Raw genomic sequence first — 18,537 nt, 5'->3', positions numbered from 1 at the left:
GCAGCACTGGATTGGGTGAGAAAGACCAAAAAGGGAGGCAGTGGGTTCTCAGCCGCCAAGCCAACCCCAACCCAACCCAACCCAACCCAACCCAACACAAAGGCAAACTGCCTCAAAAGCCTCTGCTATTCAAGACGCAAAGGAGCAACAAGCACTTGCAATAATCAACAAGGGCAAGCTGCAAGAAGCAGAGGTGATTTATAGGGATCTGATTAAAGCAAGATCAAATAATCACATTGTCTATGGAAACTTGGGAGGTCTTCTCAAGATAAAAGGAGACCTTCAAAGCGCCATTGCCTCCTTCAACACTGCTCTTCAACTCAAGCCCAACTTCCCAGACGCTCACTACAACCTTGGCAATGCTCTCAAAAAGCAAGGCGAGCTAAAAGCTGCCATTGCCTCCTTCAACACTGCTCTCAAACTCAACCCCAACTTGCCAGAGGCTCACTGGAACTTATCGCTAACAATGCTTCTTGGCGACGACTACAAAAACGGCTAGGAGAAATACGAATGGCGAACCAAGAAAGAAAAGGCTCCCATGAAATCTCACTCATCACCAAAATGCAAAACATGGAATGGGAAAACACTAAAGGAACAAAGCCAACTTCTCTTAGTGACTGAACAAGGTCTTGGCGACACGCTGCAATTTATGCGTTATGCCATAGCCCTACGAAATAAGGGAATATCCGTTTCATTGTGCGCTCAGTCAAAGCTACACAACCTCATCAAGAACTCAGGTGTTGACCCATCACCACTTACTCCTCAACAAGCAAATGAGGCTACTGAAGGTCAGTGGATACCCCTTCTATCAGTCCCCAGACATTTAGACGTCAGTCCACAGAACCCGATTATCACAGAGCCTTATATCAAGACCACAGACAAACTCAAGGCAAAATGGGCAGATATCCTCGCTACAGAACAACGACCCATCATCGGCGTCAACTGGCAAGAGAATCCAAAAATCGAGGTAACAGGACTTCGGGGGCGTTCATTGGCACTGGAGGCCTTTGCTCCAATTACTAGAAGCAGCAAAATATCCTTCCTCTCACTGCAAAAGGGCTTTGGCAGTGAGCAGCTGGAGACCTGTTCTTTCAGGGATCGTTTCGTCAATTGTCAGGATCAAATCAATGACACCTGGAACTTCCTAGAAACCGCTGCCATGATTGAGGACTGCGATCTAGTCATCACCAGCGACACCTCTGTGGCTCACCTGGCAGGGGGATTGGGAAAAACCACCTGGTTGCTGCTCCATAAAGTTCCTGATTGGCGATGGGACTGAGAAGGAGAGACCACCTTTTAGTATCCCTCCATGCGCCTATTCCGTCAGAAAGAGCTGGGCAACTGGGATGAGGTATTAGAGCGGGTCGCAGAAGAGCTCCAGCAGAAATTTGGGGATAATTCAATGGCTACTTAGGCTGAACCACCACCTCCAGAAACCAAGGTACCTACAGCTTCTACACCAGCACCCAAGGCACAGATGATCCAAGATATTTTCGCCCCGATTTCTTTGGGTGAACTCATTGACAAAATCACAATCCTCCAGACCAAGACTAAGCACCTTCATGGATCAGCTCTAGAGAATGTCAAAAAAGAGCTTGCAGCACTAGAAACTACACTCAACAATCTTCAGCTAGTCATTGATCCAACGCTCATCCAGCGCCTCAAGGAAGTCAATCAAGACCTCTGGCAGATAGAAGATGCTATTCGTCGCAAGGAAAAGCAGAAGGACTTTGGCAAGACCTTCATTCGCCTAGCAAGATCGGTCTATCAACAAAATGATCGTCGCTCAGTCATTAAAAAAGAAATCAACACCACCTATGGTTCAGCCTTCGTGGAAGAAAAGTCATACCAGCAGTATTAATCCCCTACCTACATAGCGAATACACACCTGCAGGCTGCCGTTGCTGTTGCTGAGGGAAGGTGGTTTCCTCAAGCTGCCGCCGCGGCTGACAACAGGGCTACGTTTGCACCACTGACCAAGCCAAGCCAGAAAACTCGTCTTGTAGCCCTTCCTAGCTGGGGGAACCCTCTAGACGAAAAATGTGGGAATTTTTCTGGAAGTGGCTTGGCGGTTGGCTGGGAGCCCTGAGCTACCGCTAAAATTTCAGCTCAGCTCGTGCTACTTGACCCCTGGGCTCGTTCCACGCAGTTGTGAATGCCATAGCTCACATACACGTAGAAACGACCGGGCTCTCCAAACAGCGTCTCGTTCTGCGGTGATCGTCTGCGATAGCCGTGGCAAGCAGGCTCATCCTGCGAATACGCCTCCGTTTCCACAATCACGCCCCAAAGCAAGCTGCCGTCGTCTTGGTGTTTCACCAATCTGCAGCCCACCAGCTCAGGTGCAACAACTTCTGCTGGGCGGCAGAAGAGCTCAAGGGGCAGAGCTGGGAAAGCCTGGGTGATGGGCTGGGTGGCTATGGGAGTGGCTGGAGCGGCAACCTTCTTCACCGAAGTCTGACAACGCTGCTTGCAGAAGAGATAATGAAATGAACCAAACCCTTACTCTCAGATGTCAGAAGAACAGCTCAAAGCATTTCTTGAGAAGGTCAAAGGCGACACCATGCTTCAGGACAAATTAAAAGCAGCAAAGTCATCTGAAGATGTTGTATCTATCGCCAAGGAATACGGACATGAATTCACCGCTGACAAGATCAGCCAGCTCAGTGAAGAGGAACTGGAAGGCGTAGCTGGGGGGGCGGGTTGGATCCATATACAACTTCAGTGTCAAACTCGTCAAAGCCACTGTTAGCCCTATTAAGCGATTGAGCGCAGTAATTATTAGCCAAAGACGCTGCAGCAGGCCGTTGCTATGACTCCAGGACAGACCTCATACCCATGTCAGAAGAGCAACTGAAAGCCTTCCTTGAAAAGGTCAAAGGTGATTCCAATCTTCAGGAAAAGCTGAAAGTCGCTGCTGATTCAGACGCAGTTCTTGCGATTGCGAAAGAGGCGGGATTTATGATTTCTGCTGACGACTTGAAGATGGCTCAATCAGAGATTTTGCTAACTTACAAATCAGAGATTTCTGAAGAAGAGCTGGAAGGCGTGGCTGGGGGGACTTGTATTGGGAGTCTAGGCGCTGTCAAGGACGGCGTAATGCTAGATACTGCTGTCAAGGAAGATTTACTCTGAACTAGGCTTAGCCTTAGACCGATGTGAGCCTACTCATCAAAGCCCCTGCAACCGCAGGGGCTTTTTATTTCTTCAATCACCCCAAACAGCCCACAAATCAGCCTTCAATACCTGGCACCACTGATAACAAAATAGTCATAGCCTTCACACATCCAGTCGCCTAATCCATCCACAAAAAATACAAGGCAGAGCAAATAAAGCCTCAGCATTCTTTAGCCCTGCATCTATTCATATTCCCTCAAAGCAACTGCCAAAACCTTCGCTCCCTATCACCATCACGGATGCCATTTGCCCTTCTAAATCTCACCGCAACTTGATGCCACTCCTCTGGAATTTGATTGAGCCGCACATCAAATGAAAATGGGAGTTGCTGTTGCTGTCCTCGTGCAACTCACTTCCTATTGTTTCTAGAAGAATTAAAACTCTGTGCCAAGCTTAGAGTTAAATGTATTGTTAATATCAGGTGATTGAAGAGCGCTATAAATTAGCCGAGCCACTAAAGACATATAAAATTTAGAGTCTTTGGAAGGGAAAAACTTTAGCGTACCACTCAAATCATTCCCTGCCGCCATGCCATTGACGAATGATCCTGTCAATTGATCTTTAATTGACAGCCGAAATTTCTCATTCACATCCCATTCTATGGCAGCCCCGATTGTTCCAGATGGAATGATCTCACCGCAGTATTTTTCCAAAGCAATTCCATCCGAAACGTAATCGCCTGTGTTGCAACCAGAGCCACCATCAAACCAGATCAGAGAAGGGCCTAAAGAGACTCTTAAAGATAATTTCTTATTATCTAAAACCTTATAGCCAACACCAACTGAAAAAACATTCGTGTTAACACCAACATCATTGAGTGCATTGTAAGTGTAATCCGTGGAGGCATATGTACTCCATTTAGGAGAAGATAAAATTCTGTCATAGCTAATAGAGAATGCGCCTTGATTGGTGTCAATCGCTGAAACACTTTCAGCATCTACACTCTTATCAAAGTCAAAGCTCGCCGAAGCATTCAACTCATGATCCATGCCCTTGAAACGAGTGGAAGCCGAAAGAGAATAGCCAAATGACAAATCATCTCCCGTATTCGATCCATCAATACCTACGTCAACCGAACTGAGCCATCGCGATGGAGTGGGCTCTGGTTGAATCAAAGAGGCATCAATATCTATACGATCAAAATAAGGACTAAGAAGGACTTTCACCTTATTGCTGCTTTCTTCTGGCAAGTACTCGCCACTGACCACATCTCCATTAATCAGTGTCAATGTAAGATTTTAAGCTCGTGCATATTGAGGGGCAATCATTGCACCAATGGCAACAAAAGCATAAACACTCTTGGCCAGCAAGGATGACAGATAGGCCAAAGGCAGGAGAAGAGCGCAGTCAATATTATAAACGAAAATACCTCTAATGTAAGCCTTCTAAGCTCAGAGACTAGCCCTTATACAGCTAGTTCATATGTTCACTATCAGCCCAAAATCTGATTCCACTCCTGTAGCAATCTGAATTAGATTCAAAAGAATTGTCCTTAAATATTCAACTAAAACCACAAGCAATAGGCCCCAGCACGGCAAATAAATCTGGAACAAACCATTATAAGAGAGAACCAATTAGGGCAAACGCTCTTGAGCCATCAACTACCGAAAGAATCCATGGCTTCACAATCTGCGGTGAGAGCTCTGATTCCCTCTCTTACCGTTGATTAATATCGCCAACACCTTCATCCAAAGCTTGAATCTCTGATCGATCCGCTTCCTTGAACAACTGAGCCAAGGTTTTTACGCCCTACAGGCAGCTTGAAAAGCATCAGCAACTAAAGCGTCCTCTGATTGAGCTACACATTTTTTGCGTGGCCGCCATGCTGTTGTTCAGAACCCAAGTTCTGCAACAACAAGACCATTGGTTCAACAGCAGCACCCAATAAGCCCTCGTCAAAGCATCCCTCCCCATCATGTCTTCCACCCTGCCCGGCGCCGTCAGCAGCGTCGACTCCATTCGCCTAGCCCTGCGTAGCTGGCCAGAAGTGGACGACTATCTGAACCATTGCAAAGGCGTGATCCTGCCACTTGGCTCCACCGAACAACATGGACCCACTGGCGCAATTGGCACCGATGCACTCACCGCTGAAGCAGTAGCTCTTGAAGTCGGCCGTCGCACAGGGGTGCTTGTCACACCGACCCAAGCCTTCGGGATGGCTGAACACCATCTCGGTTTCGCCGGAACGATGAGCTTAAAACCCGCCACTTTGCTCGCATTGATCCACGATCTCGTGATATCCCTTGCCAACCATGGCTTCGAGCGGATCTTTGTGATCAACGGGCATGGCGGCAATATCGCCACCACTAAAGCCGCCTTTGCCCAGGCCTACAGCAGCGCCATCAGCAACGACCTGCCCGTAGCATCCAAACTGCGATGCAAACTGGCCAACTGGTTTATGGCGGGCTCTGTCTTTCACGCAGCCAGAGAGTTATATGGCGATCAAGAAGGCCAGCACGCCACTCCCAGCGAAATTGCTCTCACCTTGTACATAGAACCCAGTCTGCTAAGCAAACAGCTGCCTCTACCAGAGCCAGCCCCTGCAGGACCGATCCACGGCCCGGAGGATTTCCGCCGACGGCATCCGGATGGCCGCATGGGCTCCAACCCCTATCTCGCTAAGCCAGAGCATGGTGCCTCATTACTAGAGACAGCGGCTACCGCGTTGAGCGAAGATCTAACAAGCTTCCTTAGCGCAGCATGAGCAAGATCACCGCCAAAGACGTACGCAAAGTGGCCCAGCTAGCTCGCCTAGACCTGCCAGATGATCAGATCGCAACCTATACAGAGCAACTAGAGAAAATCCTTGCTTACGTGGCCCAGCTTGACGAAATTGATACCACGAACGTAAAACCCACCACGCGAGCAGTAGAAGTGGTGAATGTAACGCGTACTGACGAGGTCTTTGAGACACCAGTACGCGAAGAACTTCTAAATCTTGCCCCTCAACGCGAAGGCAACTTCTTCAGAGTGCCAAAAATTTTGGCCGAATAATCAACGTTTCTTCGGTTCTGGCAAGACAGCAGTGCGATGCAACAAACCAATCCAACGTCGCCGCCAGCGGCGGCTGGGAATCAATTTGGCTAGTGGACGCATCTTGCTACGACGTGTTGTATGGCTACGGACACCCAAAACGATGTCATAGAGAAAATTAAATCCATCGGATCTGCTTTCAAAAAATCCGAGTCGCTGAGGTGATCCCCTGGCATCCAATAGAGGTTTTGTTGCTTCGTAGGCCGGCTTATACTCAAACCAGGGAATAGAAGGCCATAAATGATGAACAAGATGATAATTCTGACCCATAATTAACCAATTCATCATCCTGCTTGGATACACTCTGGCGTTATGCCAACGGTCCCTTGCAGTAAAGGGACGATGGGGCAAATAGTCAAAGAAAAGGCCCAGGGTGACCCCAACCATTAAGGCAGGGCCAAACCAACAATTATAAACAAAATTCATGAAGTCAAAATGAAGACCAGCGATCACAATCGAAACAAACAAACCGCGCTCAAGCCCCCACTGCATCAGCTCAAAGCGACGCCATAAGCGTCGTTGAAAGAAGAAATATTCATGATAGAAAAACCGCGGCGCAATCAACCAAAGCGGGCCAAAAGTGCTGACAATGTGATCCGGATCATTGTTGGGGTCATTCACATGTGAGTGATGCTGAAGGTGCACTCTTGTGAACACAGGAAAACTAAAGCCCAGCAAAATTGCTGAACCATGACCCATGAACTGATTAATCCAAGGATTCGGATGAGCCGCCTTATGACAAGCGTCATGGATCACAGTGCCTTCCATATGCAAGGCGAAAAACGCCAATGCCACCAGAACTTGTAAAGGCCAATCACCAAAACACCACTGCCAAATCGTTAGAGCCGCCAAGCCATAACCGCCCAGGAACAATCCCACCGTGGGATTCCAAGGGGAAGGCGGATCGAGGTACTCCTTCGGCACCGTTAGCTGTTGAGAGGCCGACTTGGAGCTGGCTTCAGCCTCAACAGGATCCGGGTTGGAGAGTACCTGAGTCATCAAATGGAAACATACCCCCTGATCAAACCAGGGGCTTTAAAAAGGATGCCCACCGGGGGACTTGAACCCCCACGACCTAAGCCACTGGTACCTAAAACCAGCGCGTCTACCAATTCCGCCAGATGGGCACGTACTGAACTCTAAACACCACTCCAGAATGGACCTACACCGTTGTGCCAAAGATGCTGGCCACCCTCCTCGGGGAGTTCTCTCTCCTGTTCGGCCTGGCAGTACTCCTGCTACCGCTGCTTGCCACTGAACTCAGTCGCCCCCGTGACGGACTGTGGGGAGCTGTGGTGCTCATGCTGGGGCTGGGGCTGATCACCAGCAGCGACCGCTTGCAGGGGCCCCCAATGCTGGCAGTGATCTGTGGCGCACTACTCGTGAGCAGGCTCGGGGTGGAAGTCGCCCAAAACCGATGGCAACAACTCAGCTCGGATGATCAGCAAGGGCTAATTTCTCGTGAGCGATGGACCACCAGCCTCAAGCAACTAGGCGCCTCTATCGCAAACCTGGGCAGCACCCTCAAGGGATTGATGGAACGGCTGCGGCCAAAACCCAACGCAGACCAAGACTCAGCTTTGGCCAACGAGATCACATCAGCGGAGGGATCTGAACCCAGCCCTGAATCAGGAGAAAGCCCTGAACCTCTCACCACTGAGAGTTTCAAAGAACTGTTTGCCTCACTGGCAAGCATCGGTGACAGGCTCAACGGGTTGATCGAACGGGTGCGGCCAAAAGCAAACGCAAGCAAGAAAAAATGGGTGCGACCTGAACCAACCGCCGACCAAGACGCAGCACCAGCTGTTGAGCAACAGCCATCTACAAGCCAACCTTCATCAGCAAATCAACAAGCCATCAACATTCCCCCAGCGGTGTCAACCGAGGCGGCAGCAGCCGATCAAGCAAAAACAAACTCTGAACCTAAAGAAAGTTCTTCGGCTTCAGCCAATACCAGCCTCAAGACATCGGTAGCCCCCAAGCAGACCACTGAACAACGATCAGAAGATCAGCAACCCGCTAAGAGCAAACAAACTATTGACGTTGGCAAAACTGACTCCCCTAAAAACTCAACACACCCTGAAGCAAAGGTTCGAGAACGCCCAGAGCCGAAAGCAAGCCAGCAGCAGACTTCAACGCCACAGCAAACGTTTGACCAACAGCCAACTGAAGCTCAACAGCCAACTCAAACTCAACAGCCATCTCAAGCCCAACAGCCCAAAGACATCCTCCAGGTGACTCCCGCCAAGGCCCCAACAGATAGCGAGCCAGACACAACTTCAGACACTGAAGACATTCAAGAGACAACAGCGGTAAAAACTGAATCGACACAGCCTTCCATTGATAATCTCTCCTGCTGCAGTGACACCGTGACCCAGGGAAAACAACCGGATGGTGTTGCACGAACCTCTTACAAGGACACTCTCAACCTTTTGCAAACCAGCTTTGGCATGCGCGCCAATGCAAGCCAACGAGAACCAGAGTTACAAGAGTTCTGGAAGCAACAAGGCATTGATTTAGAGCTTGGCCTGAACAATCAGGGCCAAAACTTCACCCTTCATGACGGGCCGCCCTACGCCAATGGAGCCCTGCATATGGGCCATGCCCTCAACAAGGTGCTCAAAGACATCATCAACAAGCATCAAATCTTGCGTGGCCGTCAAGTGCGTTTCGTGCCCGGTTGGGACTGCCACGGCCTTCCGATCGAACTGAAGGTGTTGCAGAACCTCAATCAGGAGCAGCGCGAAGCACTCACACCACTGAAATTGCGCAAGAAAGCTGCAGCCTTTGCACGCAAGCAAGTGGACAGCCAAATGGCAGGCTTCCGCCGCTGGGGCATCTGGGCCGACTGGGAGCATCCCTACCTAACGCTCCAGAAGGAATACGAAGCCGCCCAAATCCAAGTGTTCGGCACGATGTTTCAAAAGGGATACATCTATCGGGGACTCAAGCCGGTGCACTGGAGTCCCAGCTCCCGTACAGCCCTTGCTGAAGCGGAGTTGGAATATCCAGACGGTCACACCAGCCCAAGTGTCTACGTTGCTTTTCCAGCAGCCAAGCTGCCCGAGAACTTGCGCACATCTCTTGGCAATCAGGGCCTGGAGCTGCCGAATAACGGCCTCGAACTCGGCCAGGCTCTGCAAATTGCAATCTGGACCACCACCCCCTGGACTCTGCCCGCCAACCTTGCGGTTTCGGTCAACGAGAAACTCGACTACTCCTTTGCAGTTGACAACCAAGGTCGACTACTACTAGTGGCCGCTGAATTGTTGCCATCGTTACGCGACACCCTCGCGCTGGAACTCACAGCTCGCGCCACGGTCAAGGGAGCCCTTCTTGCAGGTCTCATCTACAAACACCCACTACTGGATCGAGACAGTCCGATCGTGATCGGCGGTGAATACATCACCACCGAATCGGGAACTGGTCTTGTGCACACGGCCCCAGGCCATGGTGTCGACGACTTCAACACAGGCCAAAAGCACGACCTGGGCATGCTCTGCCCAGTAGACGAAAGCGGAACCATGACAAGTGAGGCGGGTCCATTCGCTGGTCTCAACGTGCTCAAAGACGCCAACCCCACCATCATTGCGGCACTTGAGGAAAGAGGTGCTCTGCTGAAGCACGAACCCTATGCCCACCGTTACCCCTATGACTGGCGAACAAAGAAACCCACCATTTTTCGCGCCACAGAACAATGGTTTGCCTCTGTCGAAGGCTTCCGCAATGAAGCATTGACAGCTATCAACAGCGTGGAGTGGCTACCAGCCTCGGGCCGCAATCGCATGGAAGCGATGGTGCGAGAACGGGGCGACTGGTGTATTTCCAGACAACGCACTTGGGGCGTGCCGATTCCAGTGTTCTACGAGCGAGAAGGCAATGAGGTGCTGTTGAACGACGAGACACTTGCTCATGTCAAGGCCCTGATCACAGAACATGGTGCCGACGTGTGGTGGGAACGCAATGAAGTCGAGCTGTTGCCACCCGCCTATGCCGAAGAAGCTAAACGATGGCGTAAAGGAACCGACACGATGGACGTATGGTTTGACTCGGGCTCGAGTTGGGCGGCTGTTGCTAGTCAACAAGATGGCCTCGCCTACCCTGCCGAGCTGTACCTAGAAGGCTCTGACCAACACAGGGGCTGGTTTCAGTCTTCTTTGCTGACCTCCGTAGCCATCAACAGCCAAGCTCCCTATCGGCAGGTGCTCACCCATGGCTTCGCCCTCGATGAGAAGGGTCGGAAAATGAGCAAATCGCTAGGAAATGTCGTCGATCCAGCGGTGATTATCGACGGTGGCAAAAACCAGAAACAAGAACCTCCCTACGGCGCCGACGTTCTGCGCCTATGGGTGAGCTCTGTGGATTACTCCGCCGATGTTCCGATCGGAGCCAGCATTCTGCGTCAGATCGCAGATGTGTATCGCAAGGTGCGTAACACGTCCCGCTATCTGCTGGGAAACCTGCACGACTTCGATCCCGAGCGCGACGCGATTCCCGTGCAAGATCTACCCCTACTCGATCGCTGGATGCTGCAACGCACAGCTGAGGTCATGGATGAGATCTCAACGGCCTTTGATCGCTACGAGTTCTATCGCTTCTTCCAGTTACTCCAGAGCTACTGCGTGGTCGACCTATCGAACTTCTACCTCGATATTGCCAAGGACCGGCTCTATGTGAGCTCACCATCCGAACGTCGCCGACGCAGCTGTCAAACGGTGATGGCTCTCATCATTGAGCGTCTAGCTGGGGCCATTTCCCCAGTGCTATGTCATATGGCCGAAGACATCTGGCAGAACCTGCCCTACTCCGTAGCGGAAGACTCTGTCTTTCGTAGGGGATGGCCCACGGTCCCAGAGACCTGGCGAGACCCCTCAATGATGGCGCCAATGCACCAGCTACGTGAACTGCGCAGCGCCGTGAACCGCGTTCTAGAAGACTGCCGAAGCCAAGGAGAGCTGGGTGCAGCACTTGAAGCAGCTGTCCGCTTGGAAGCACACAGCGAAGCGCTCCAGGAAGCACTCGACTGGCTCAGACAACAAGGAGATCCCGATGTGGATGGATTGCGCGACTGGTTGCTGGTGTCTCACTTACAAGTAGGTGGTGAACCATGGGCAGAACTACTGGCAAGTCAGGACAACACCTTGGCGACGATCGAGGTTGCCAGGGCTCGCGGTAGCAAATGCGAACGTTGTTGGCACTACGAAACTGATGTCGGCCAGCACAAGACACATCCCACCCTTTGCGGTCGCTGCGTGGGCGTGCTCGAACATCAATAAAAAAAAAGGGGGGGGGCTCCACGACATCCCCCCATCCATCACAACCATGGCACCACCAATGTCATCAGCACTGAGCCTTTGCGTCCCTAGCGATATCCAGAGGCTTATCCAAGTCAATGCGGTGATGACATCAGCTCACAAGCAGCACACACGCATCCAGAACGGAAGTCATTAAACATTCTGCTTGAAAAAGCAAAACTCAAAGCATCGAAAGGGTGCCAAAAAATCATTCAATCGCGCAGTGGATTCAATGATCAAGCCTCCATCAAAAAGCTCCAGTAGCAGAATCTGGCAATGGCAGAGGGTCAACGTCAGGCAAACCAGATAGAAAAGATGTCTCTTCTTTGCTGGCCTGCTCTGAAAGGCCTGCATTCGAATTTGTATTAGCTTCTGCAGAAGGTGATCCACAGATAACCGCAGCAATACAAATTGCAGCAATCAGCGTAAAGAGCTTGTCGGGAATCAGCTCGGCTTTGTCGAATGTCATTGTCCTGATTTGGTTGTGAGGACAACCTGTCCTCGATACACATAGCTTCTCTGCAAGTTCTCTGTGTTGTGTTGACGCGCCGCAAGACCCGAGGTGATTTTGCTCACAGCTCCTCTATCGCATCAAAGGCAATAGGGTCAGAATTCACCAGCAACCCGACCCTGACGGGGAAGTCGCACCAGGAGCCACTGCAGCAAGCCCACTACATAAGCCACCAAGGCCACATAACCAATAAATGCGGCGACCGCTTCGGTCCACTGTCCACCGAAAACGAAATCGAACAGTCGCTCCGCAACCCGATGCAACCCCTGCGGAGCCTCAAGCCAGACGGGACAATTAGCCCCTGCAACGTCCTTCATGCAAGCAAGACTGGTTGACGCCATAGCCGCCGCCATTAGACCGAATCCGCTCAGAGCCCAGCGCCAAATACGCACCGTTAATGGCAGAGGCCGCCAGGGGGGTAAATCAGCAAGCTCCTCATTAAGGTCTACCCAAAACCAAACTGAAGCCACCATCAACAAGGGGGCCAGAAAGGTCGTCAGATAACCAATAGGCCTTTGATCGGTCAGCAACAGCACGCTGATGGCTAGCAAACTGGCAATCTTCCAATAGATGGTCAGTAAACGCACCATCGAAGCCTCCCGACGCACCGAAGCCCAGATCAACAAAACAAATGGCAGGCCCAGTGCAAACATTGCCGCAAGGCGGTAGGTCAGCCAGACCAGAGTGCGATAGGGGAGTTCAGGCACTTAGGAGGTTCGTGAAGGCGTCATTATCAATGCTGGCCTGAGTTCCGTCAGTGTTGTTAGGGTCCAATTCATGGAGCCCTTCTCTCCGCTCAATTGGTTCAGACGCAGCTCATCCCAGGCCAGCTGCCGAACGGCATTGTCCAGCCAACCTTCCCTTGAAGCTGCGGTTAACGAGGTGGCGGCAGCCCTGGCGGGGGGCAGCTCGGCCGATCTAGCACTCGTCTTTGCCTCCACCCACTACGCCAGCGATCTACAGCGATTGCTGCCTTTATTGCAGCGTCGACTGAAAGCAACCCACTGGTTGGGGTGTGCCGGTGGAGGCGTGATTGGCACCACAGCCAAAGGGAATGCCTCAGAGCTCGAAAAAGAACCTGCTCTCAGCATCACCATGCTGCAGCTGCCAGGAGCCATTCTCAAGCCCTTCTGCCTTGAAACCCAGTCATTACCAGACCTAGATGGACCAGCTCAGCACTGGCAAGAATGGGTTGGCGCTGATCCTTTCAATGCCCGCAGCATGTTGCTGCTTGTGGATCCCAGCTCACGCTCCATCAATGATCTCATTAGCGGCCTGGATTACGCCTACCCAACCACGACCAAACTCGGTGGCATTGCAGGCCCTCATAATGCACCTCATGGCTCCCTGTTCTTTGACGACCGCGTTGTCATGGGCGCCGTTGGCTGCAGCTTTGGGGGCGACTGGAATCTGGAAGTCGTGGTCGCACAAGGTTGCAAACCGATTGGTCCTGTGTTCGCCATTGAACAGGTACAAAAAAATATTCTTTTGGAGCTCAGTCACGAAAACCAGCGGGACAGTCCGATGGCCTGCCTACAACGCGTGTTAGATGATCTCTCAGAAGAAGAACGAGAGATGGTCCGGCATTCACTTTTTTTAGGAATAGAACGACGCGATCTGGTGTTAGCAGGAACCGGAGCACCTCAGCCTCAAGGAGCTTTTTTGGTGAGGAACCTGATCGGAGTAGATCCCAAGAATGGTGCCGTTGCCGTCGCCGAGCAAATAAGAGCTGGCCAAAACGTGCAATTTCAGCTGCGGGAAGCTGAGGCCTCACGGCAAGAATCTGAGCAACTGCTCGGTGCCGCAAGAGAGCGCAATACCAGCCCCCCTCTCTTCGGCCTATTAATGGCTTGCCTCGGGCGAGGACATGGCCTCTACGGCGTACCCAATGGTGATGTACACATCGCACGCAAACTGATGGCAGAACTACCTATCGCTGGAGTGTTCTGCAACGGTGAAATCGGCCCTGCCGGAGGCGTTGGCGCTACCCACATTCACGGTTACACGGCCTGCTGGGGTTTGCTTAGGCATGACCCCTCTGCCTCGGAACCAGCCAAATCGGTCTAAGTGTGCGCCAGCACGTCAATCCCCTCAGCCGTTTCTTCCAACTTCCCAGGCCACTGCCAAGCCCGGAAGAAATGTTTGCGCAATCCAGCCGCCCTCTCCATCTCGACATCGGTTGTGCTCGAGGTGGCTTCCTATTAAGCCTGGCTCCACTTCAACCAGAGTGGAATCATGTGGGTGTTGAGATTCGCCACCCGCTTGTGCTTTCAGCGGAAAGGGATCGCCAAGAACTCGAACTCGACAACCTCCGCTTCTTGTTCTGCAACGTCAATGTGAGCCTTGAGGAATGGCTTGATGCCCTGCCTAGAGATCAGCTGCAATGGGTGTCCATCCAGTTCCCAGACCCCTGGTTTAAACGTCGTCATCAAAAGCGCAGGGTGCTGCAACCCTCCCTGTTAATCGCCTTAGCAACAGCCCTGCAAACAGGCCGTGAACTCTTTATCCAGAGTGATGTGCTGTCTGTTATCGAGCCGATGGTGATGCTGATTGAACAAAGCAACTGTTTCGAGCGTCCTAAAAATGATTCCCATGCCTGGCAAAAGGCCAACCCACTGCCCGTGCCGACGGAGCGAGAACGTTATGTGCTCGATCAGGGCCTACAGGTTTACCGCAGGCTCTACCAACGCAACGACCAACAAGCTCCTGAACTGTCCAACCTCGAAGCTTTATGGCAACAGGTCGATAATCCCAGTGAAGAAAAACATAGCGACTGCTGATGCCTAAGACTGCGGCCCCACAGCCCCTTCTACTGCGCTGGCAGGGACGCATTCCCTCTTCTGAGGCGATGCAAATGCGCCTGCAGTGGATTGCGGGGTTGCTGTTGATGATGCTCCTAGCAACCCTGCCCATGCTGACTCGAACCGGGCTTGGACTAACAATCCTCGCGGCCGGAGCGTTATGGATCATCTGGGGCTGCGTGACACCAGCAGGCCGAATTGGAAGCATCAGTAGCTGGTTACTTGTGTTTTTCGCTATTGCATGTCTCGCCACAGGGTTCTCACCCGTTCCATTGGCAGCTGCCAATGGATTGATCAAACTCATCAGCTACCTGGGGGTGTACGCACTGATGCGACAGCTACTAGCCACCAGTAGCGACTGGTGGGATCGCCTGGTGGCTGCCCTACTAACCGGCGAACTGATCTCTTCTGTGATCGCAATCAGGCAGCTCTATGCCCCTGCTGAGGAAATGGCCCACTGGGCAGATCCCAATTCAGTGGCTGCAGGGACAGTGCGAATTTATGGTCCGCTTGGTAACCCCAACCTGCTAGCCGGCTATCTCATACCCATCCTGCCGCTGGCCTTAGTAGCCCTACTGAGATGGCAAGGCTTGGGAGCAAAGCTTTACGCGATGGTCGCTCTAGGGCTTGATATCACAGCAACCCTATTCAGCTTCAGCCGCGGTGGATGGCTAGGCATGCTTTCGGCTCTAGCTGTGATTTTGGTGCTGCTGCTGTTGCGCAGTACCAGCCACTGGCCTCTCGTCTGGCGTCGTCTGCTGCCCCTAATCGTGATTGTTTTAGGCACAGCCATGCTGGTGATAGCCGCAACCCAGATTGAGCCCATCCGCACCCGAATCACAAGCTTGATCGCAGGGCGAAGTGACAGCTCTAACAACTTCCGCATCAACGTTTGGCTATCAAGCCTTGAAATGATTCAGGCACGCCCGTGGCTGGGTATTGGCCCTGGCAACGCTGCCTTCAACAGCATCTATCCGCTCTTTCAACAGCCCAAATTCAACGCCCTAAGTGCCTACTCTGTTCCCCTGGAAATCCTTGTAGAAACCGGACTGGCTGGCCTCATTGCAAGTCTCGCTCTAGTAATTACCAGCATGCGCAAGGGCCTCGCTGGCCTCTACTCAAATCATCCGCTGGCCCTCCCCGCTCTAGCAAGCCTGGCCGCCATGGCTGGGCTTGCGGTTCATGGCATCACAGATACCATTTTTTTTCGACCTGAGGTTCAACTCGTGGGCTGGTTCTGCCTCGCCACACTGGCCCAAACACAGCCAGAACAAAAGCAACTCCAACAGACAGAGTGAACGGCCTTTTCCTTGCAGGCTTTGATGCAGGCCAAACCCAAACCCGATGCCGCCTAAGCCGCTGGCATCAAAATCAATGGTTGCCGATTGCAGAGGGCCTCGGCAGCGGAGTCATTCACCTGCACGCCTCTGACGGTGAAGAACGCTTTGAGAAAGCACTGCGAAGCAGCTTCAGCAAGGCTGTAGGCAATGCTGGATTGAGATCTGAAAAAGCTCTGATCTCTGCAGCGGCCGTCGGAGCAAGCGGAATAGAACATGACACCCCACTGCAAGAGCAAGCGCAGCACTTGCTCGCGCGTTGTCTAAACATCCCATCAAACCAATGCCTAGCAACTGGGGATGAACGCACAGCCCTGCATGGGGCCTTCCCCCAAGACGCAGGCATTGTGTTGATCAGTGGCACCGGCATGATCTGCATCGGGCGAAACAATCAAGGAAAAGAACAACGCTGTGGCGGCTGGGGTTGGCTACTTGATGAGGGTGGCTCAGCTCAAAACCTCGGACAAAAGGGGCTACAGCTCAGCCTGCGCATGGCCGATGGCCGTATCCCCGATCGACCTCTCCGCGAGAAACTCTGGCGCGCTCTCAATTGCTCATCGGCAGCAGCTATCAAAGCCCTTGTTGTGCAGCCCAGTTTCGGTGCTGCCGGATTTGCTCAACTCGCGCCACTCGTCGTTGCAGAAGCTCAGGTAGGCGATAAGGATGCAATCGCAATCCTTGAACAATCAGCCCACTCCATCGCCGAAGCGATCGCAGGAGTTGCCCAAAGCCTTGAGTTATCGGCTCCCAAGATCTGTGGCAACGGCGGAGCCTTTGAACATCTACAACCCTTTCGCGAGCTGATCGAGCAAGCCATTGCCAAGCGACTGCCTACTGCAAGCTGGATCAAAGGCCAGGGGGATGCCCTGGATGGTGCTCTGCAGCTTGCACTCCGCCAACTCAAACGCAACCCCGATTGAGGTGTTGCTCGGCAAGGTCGGCCAACTGTGCTGTCCAGAAGTCCACGGCAGCAGAATCCGCCGCTTCAATCATCACCCTTAACAACGGCTCCGTTCCACTCGCCCTTACCAAGACTCGGCCGTCTTCACCCATGGCTGATTCTGCCGCCAAGACCGCCTCCTGCAGAGGCTCACATTGCTGCCAACCCATACGTCGTTCCAAATCAGGAACGCGCACATTGACCAACTTTTGTGGGAACGCCTGGAAACTCTGATCCAACCACTCACCAAGACTCAGCCCCCTGCCATGACAGAGAGTGGCAAGCTGCAAAGCAGTGAGCACACCATCACCACAAAGGCCATGAGCTGCTGAAAGGATATGGCCAGACTGTTCACCACCTAAAGCCGCATTGCTCTCCACCATGGCGGCATAGACATGCTGATCACCTACCGGCGTGCGTTCAAGAACCCCACCTCTTTGCTGCCAAGCCCTCTCAAATCCGAGATTCGACATCACAGTGGCCACAAGCCTTTGTTGAGGTAAAGCCTGCCGATCCTGAAGGTCTGATCCCCAGAGGTAGAGCACATGGTCACCATCGACGACGCGACCCTGTCCATCCAAAGCCAGCATCCGATCAGCATCCCCATCAAAGGCAAAGCCCATGATCGCGCCTTGCTCAATCACAGCTCGACGCAACGGCTCGAGCTGGGTAGAACCACAACCGACATTGATGCGCCTGCCATCCGGTTCACCATGCAACACAGTGAGATCAGCCCCAAGGGCCGCAAACACCTCAGCACCACAGGCTGTTGCCGCTCCCCAGCAGAGATCAAGCACAATGGGCACGCCATCCAGGCGTTGATGCAGCACTGAGGCAAGCAGGGCATCGCGATAGTGGCTAAGAAGCTCGTTGCGCTGATAAGCAGGGCCGCAACTCGTGATCGTTGGTCGACCTTTGTCACCAATGGCCTCGCCGCGAAGCCCCGCTTCGATGAGACCCTGCTTTGCTGGGCTTAGTTTGGCACCATCGGCCCCAAACACCTTGATGCCATTGTCTTCAGGTGGGTTATGACTTGCTGAAACCATCAAACCGCCTGCAGCACCAAGCTTGCGAATTAATCCAGGCACAGCTGGGGTGGGACATAGGCCCAAGGTCCAAACTTCCCTCCCTGCAGCGGTTAAACCAGCCGTTAATGCCGAGGCCACCATGGCCCCACTGCTACGGGAATCCATCCCGATCAACACCGGGCCTTGATCAGGCAACACCTGACCACACCAGTAGCCCACCTGCAAAATAAACGCAGGCGTCAGCAACGTTCCGACCCGACCGCGAATGCCATCTGTGCCGAAGCTGGCCTGGGCCGTCCCGAGGGGAACACCTAAGGGGTCAAGAGCAGCAAAGACCATCAGGTCTCAAAAGTGGACTGAAGGTTAAAGGGCATGCGCCTGAGACTCAAGCGAGAGGGGACATGATCGAAGACAGT

General features: G+C 52.6%; 17 protein-coding genes, 1 tRNA gene and 1 pseudogene. 12 read left to right on the top strand and 7 right to left on the bottom strand.

The window, feature by feature from the left end:
* The first annotated feature begins 40 nt into the window (after positions 1-40).
* The 3 genes from SIB80_RS03600 to SIB80_RS03590 all read left to right on the top strand — a co-directional run bounded on the left by SIB80_RS03600 (position 41) and on the right by SIB80_RS03590 (position 1,861).
* Complete coding sequence (locus SIB80_RS03600; protein ID WP_063420439.1) at positions 41-499, top strand: tetratricopeptide repeat protein; 459 nt, start codon at positions 41-43, stop codon at positions 497-499.
* 114 nt (positions 500-613) lie between these two features.
* Positions 614-1,279, top strand: a complete 666-nt coding sequence (locus SIB80_RS03595; RefSeq protein ID WP_205909662.1) for a hypothetical protein — start codon at positions 614-616, stop codon at positions 1,277-1,279.
* A gap of 198 nt (positions 1,280-1,477) precedes the next feature.
* A complete protein-coding gene (locus tag SIB80_RS03590; protein WP_063420441.1) occupies positions 1,478-1,861 on the top strand; it encodes a DUF6165 family protein in 384 nt (127 codons plus the stop codon).
* A 281-nt stretch (positions 1,862-2,142) separates the two neighbouring features.
* Here SIB80_RS03590 and SIB80_RS03585 read toward each other — a convergent pair.
* Positions 2,143-2,406, bottom strand: a pseudogene (locus tag SIB80_RS03585) (DNA-3-methyladenine glycosylase); the annotation flags it as partial.
* A 106-nt stretch (positions 2,407-2,512) separates the two neighbouring features.
* Here SIB80_RS03585 and SIB80_RS03580 point away from each other — a divergent pair.
* Both SIB80_RS03580 and SIB80_RS03575 read left to right on the top strand, forming a co-directional pair.
* Positions 2,513-2,752 (top strand): Nif11-like leader peptide family natural product precursor, encoded by a 240-nt coding sequence (locus tag SIB80_RS03580; protein ID WP_063420442.1) that lies wholly within the window; start codon positions 2,513-2,515, stop codon positions 2,750-2,752.
* Between the two features lie 86 nt (positions 2,753-2,838).
* On the top strand, positions 2,839-3,135 hold the full coding sequence (locus tag SIB80_RS03575) for a Nif11-like leader peptide family natural product precursor (protein ID WP_169189993.1): 297 nt from the start codon (positions 2,839-2,841) through the stop codon (positions 3,133-3,135).
* Between the two features lie 416 nt (positions 3,136-3,551).
* Here SIB80_RS03575 and SIB80_RS03570 read toward each other — a convergent pair whose 3' ends face one another.
* Positions 3,552-4,367, bottom strand: coding sequence for a DUF481 domain-containing protein (locus SIB80_RS03570; RefSeq protein WP_240953203.1), 816 nt, complete (start codon positions 4,365-4,367; stop codon positions 3,552-3,554).
* A 725-nt stretch (positions 4,368-5,092) separates the two neighbouring features.
* On the opposite strand from SIB80_RS03570, the gene SIB80_RS03565 reads away from it, so the two are divergent.
* Complete coding sequence (locus tag SIB80_RS03565) at positions 5,093-5,881, top strand: creatininase family protein (protein ID WP_063420443.1); 789 nt, start codon at positions 5,093-5,095, stop codon at positions 5,879-5,881.
* Positions 5,878-6,171, top strand: a complete 294-nt coding sequence (gatC, locus tag SIB80_RS03560) for an Asp-tRNA(Asn)/Glu-tRNA(Gln) amidotransferase subunit GatC (protein WP_063420444.1) — start codon at positions 5,878-5,880, stop codon at positions 6,169-6,171. The genes SIB80_RS03565 and gatC overlap by 4 nt, the downstream gene beginning before the upstream one ends.
* On the opposite strand, the gene crtR is transcribed toward gatC, so the two are convergent.
* Positions 6,172-7,209: a beta-carotene hydroxylase gene (gene crtR, locus SIB80_RS03555; RefSeq protein ID WP_041384673.1), complete on the bottom strand. Its 1,038-nt coding sequence runs from the start codon at positions 7,207-7,209 to the stop codon at positions 6,172-6,174.
* Between the two features lie 46 nt (positions 7,210-7,255).
* Positions 7,256-7,337, bottom strand: a tRNA-Leu gene (locus tag SIB80_RS03550).
* A 1,242-nt stretch (positions 7,338-8,579) separates the two neighbouring features.
* Between SIB80_RS03550 and ileS the strand changes: the two genes are divergently transcribed.
* Complete coding sequence (ileS, locus tag SIB80_RS03545; protein ID WP_063420828.1) at positions 8,580-11,486, top strand: isoleucine--tRNA ligase; 2,907 nt, start codon at positions 8,580-8,582, stop codon at positions 11,484-11,486.
* A gap of 265 nt (positions 11,487-11,751) precedes the next feature.
* Here ileS and SIB80_RS03540 read toward each other — a convergent pair whose 3' ends face one another.
* The gene (locus tag SIB80_RS03540) at positions 11,752-11,973 is read right to left on the bottom strand and encodes a hypothetical protein (RefSeq protein ID WP_063420445.1); all 222 of its coding nucleotides are present in this window, start codon (positions 11,971-11,973) and stop codon (positions 11,752-11,754) included.
* A gap of 137 nt (positions 11,974-12,110) precedes the next feature.
* Positions 12,111-12,722, bottom strand: a complete 612-nt coding sequence (locus SIB80_RS03535) for a DUF3177 family protein (RefSeq protein ID WP_063420446.1) — start codon at positions 12,720-12,722, stop codon at positions 12,111-12,113.
* Positions 12,723-12,792: 70 nt separating this feature from the next.
* Here SIB80_RS03535 and SIB80_RS03530 point away from each other — a divergent pair, with 70 nt between their 5' ends.
* From SIB80_RS03530 to SIB80_RS03515, 4 genes are read left to right on the top strand one after another with little or no spacing between them, the layout of a single operon-like run.
* Positions 12,793-14,082 carry an FIST N-terminal domain-containing protein gene (locus SIB80_RS03530; RefSeq protein WP_063407289.1) on the top strand — a complete coding sequence of 430 codons (1,290 nt, stop codon included), beginning with the start codon at positions 12,793-12,795 and terminating at the stop codon, positions 14,080-14,082.
* Between the two features lie 2 nt (positions 14,083-14,084).
* Positions 14,085-14,795, top strand: a complete 711-nt coding sequence (trmB, locus tag SIB80_RS03525) for a tRNA (guanosine(46)-N7)-methyltransferase TrmB (protein WP_063420447.1) — start codon at positions 14,085-14,087, stop codon at positions 14,793-14,795.
* Positions 14,795-16,114, top strand: a complete 1,320-nt coding sequence (locus SIB80_RS03520) for an IctB family putative bicarbonate transporter (protein WP_063420448.1) — start codon at positions 14,795-14,797, stop codon at positions 16,112-16,114. Before trmB ends, SIB80_RS03520 begins: the two co-directional genes overlap by 1 nt.
* Positions 16,111-17,073, top strand: coding sequence for an N-acetylglucosamine kinase (locus tag SIB80_RS03515; protein ID WP_063420449.1), 963 nt, complete (start codon positions 16,111-16,113; stop codon positions 17,071-17,073). Before SIB80_RS03520 ends, SIB80_RS03515 begins: the two co-directional genes overlap by 4 nt.
* On the opposite strand, the gene glmM is transcribed toward SIB80_RS03515, so the two are convergent.
* Positions 17,054-18,460, bottom strand: a complete 1,407-nt coding sequence (gene glmM / locus SIB80_RS03510; RefSeq protein WP_063420450.1) for a phosphoglucosamine mutase — start codon at positions 18,458-18,460, stop codon at positions 17,054-17,056. The genes SIB80_RS03515 and glmM overlap by 20 nt on opposite strands.
* Between the last annotated feature and the right edge of the window lie 77 nt (positions 18,461-18,537).

Source organism: Prochlorococcus sp. MIT 1327, from assembly GCF_047304785.1.
Classification (GTDB): Bacteria; Cyanobacteriota; Cyanobacteriia; order PCC-6307; family Cyanobiaceae; genus Prochlorococcus; species Prochlorococcus marinus_D.
This window is presented reverse-complemented; position numbering and strand designations above follow the sequence as displayed.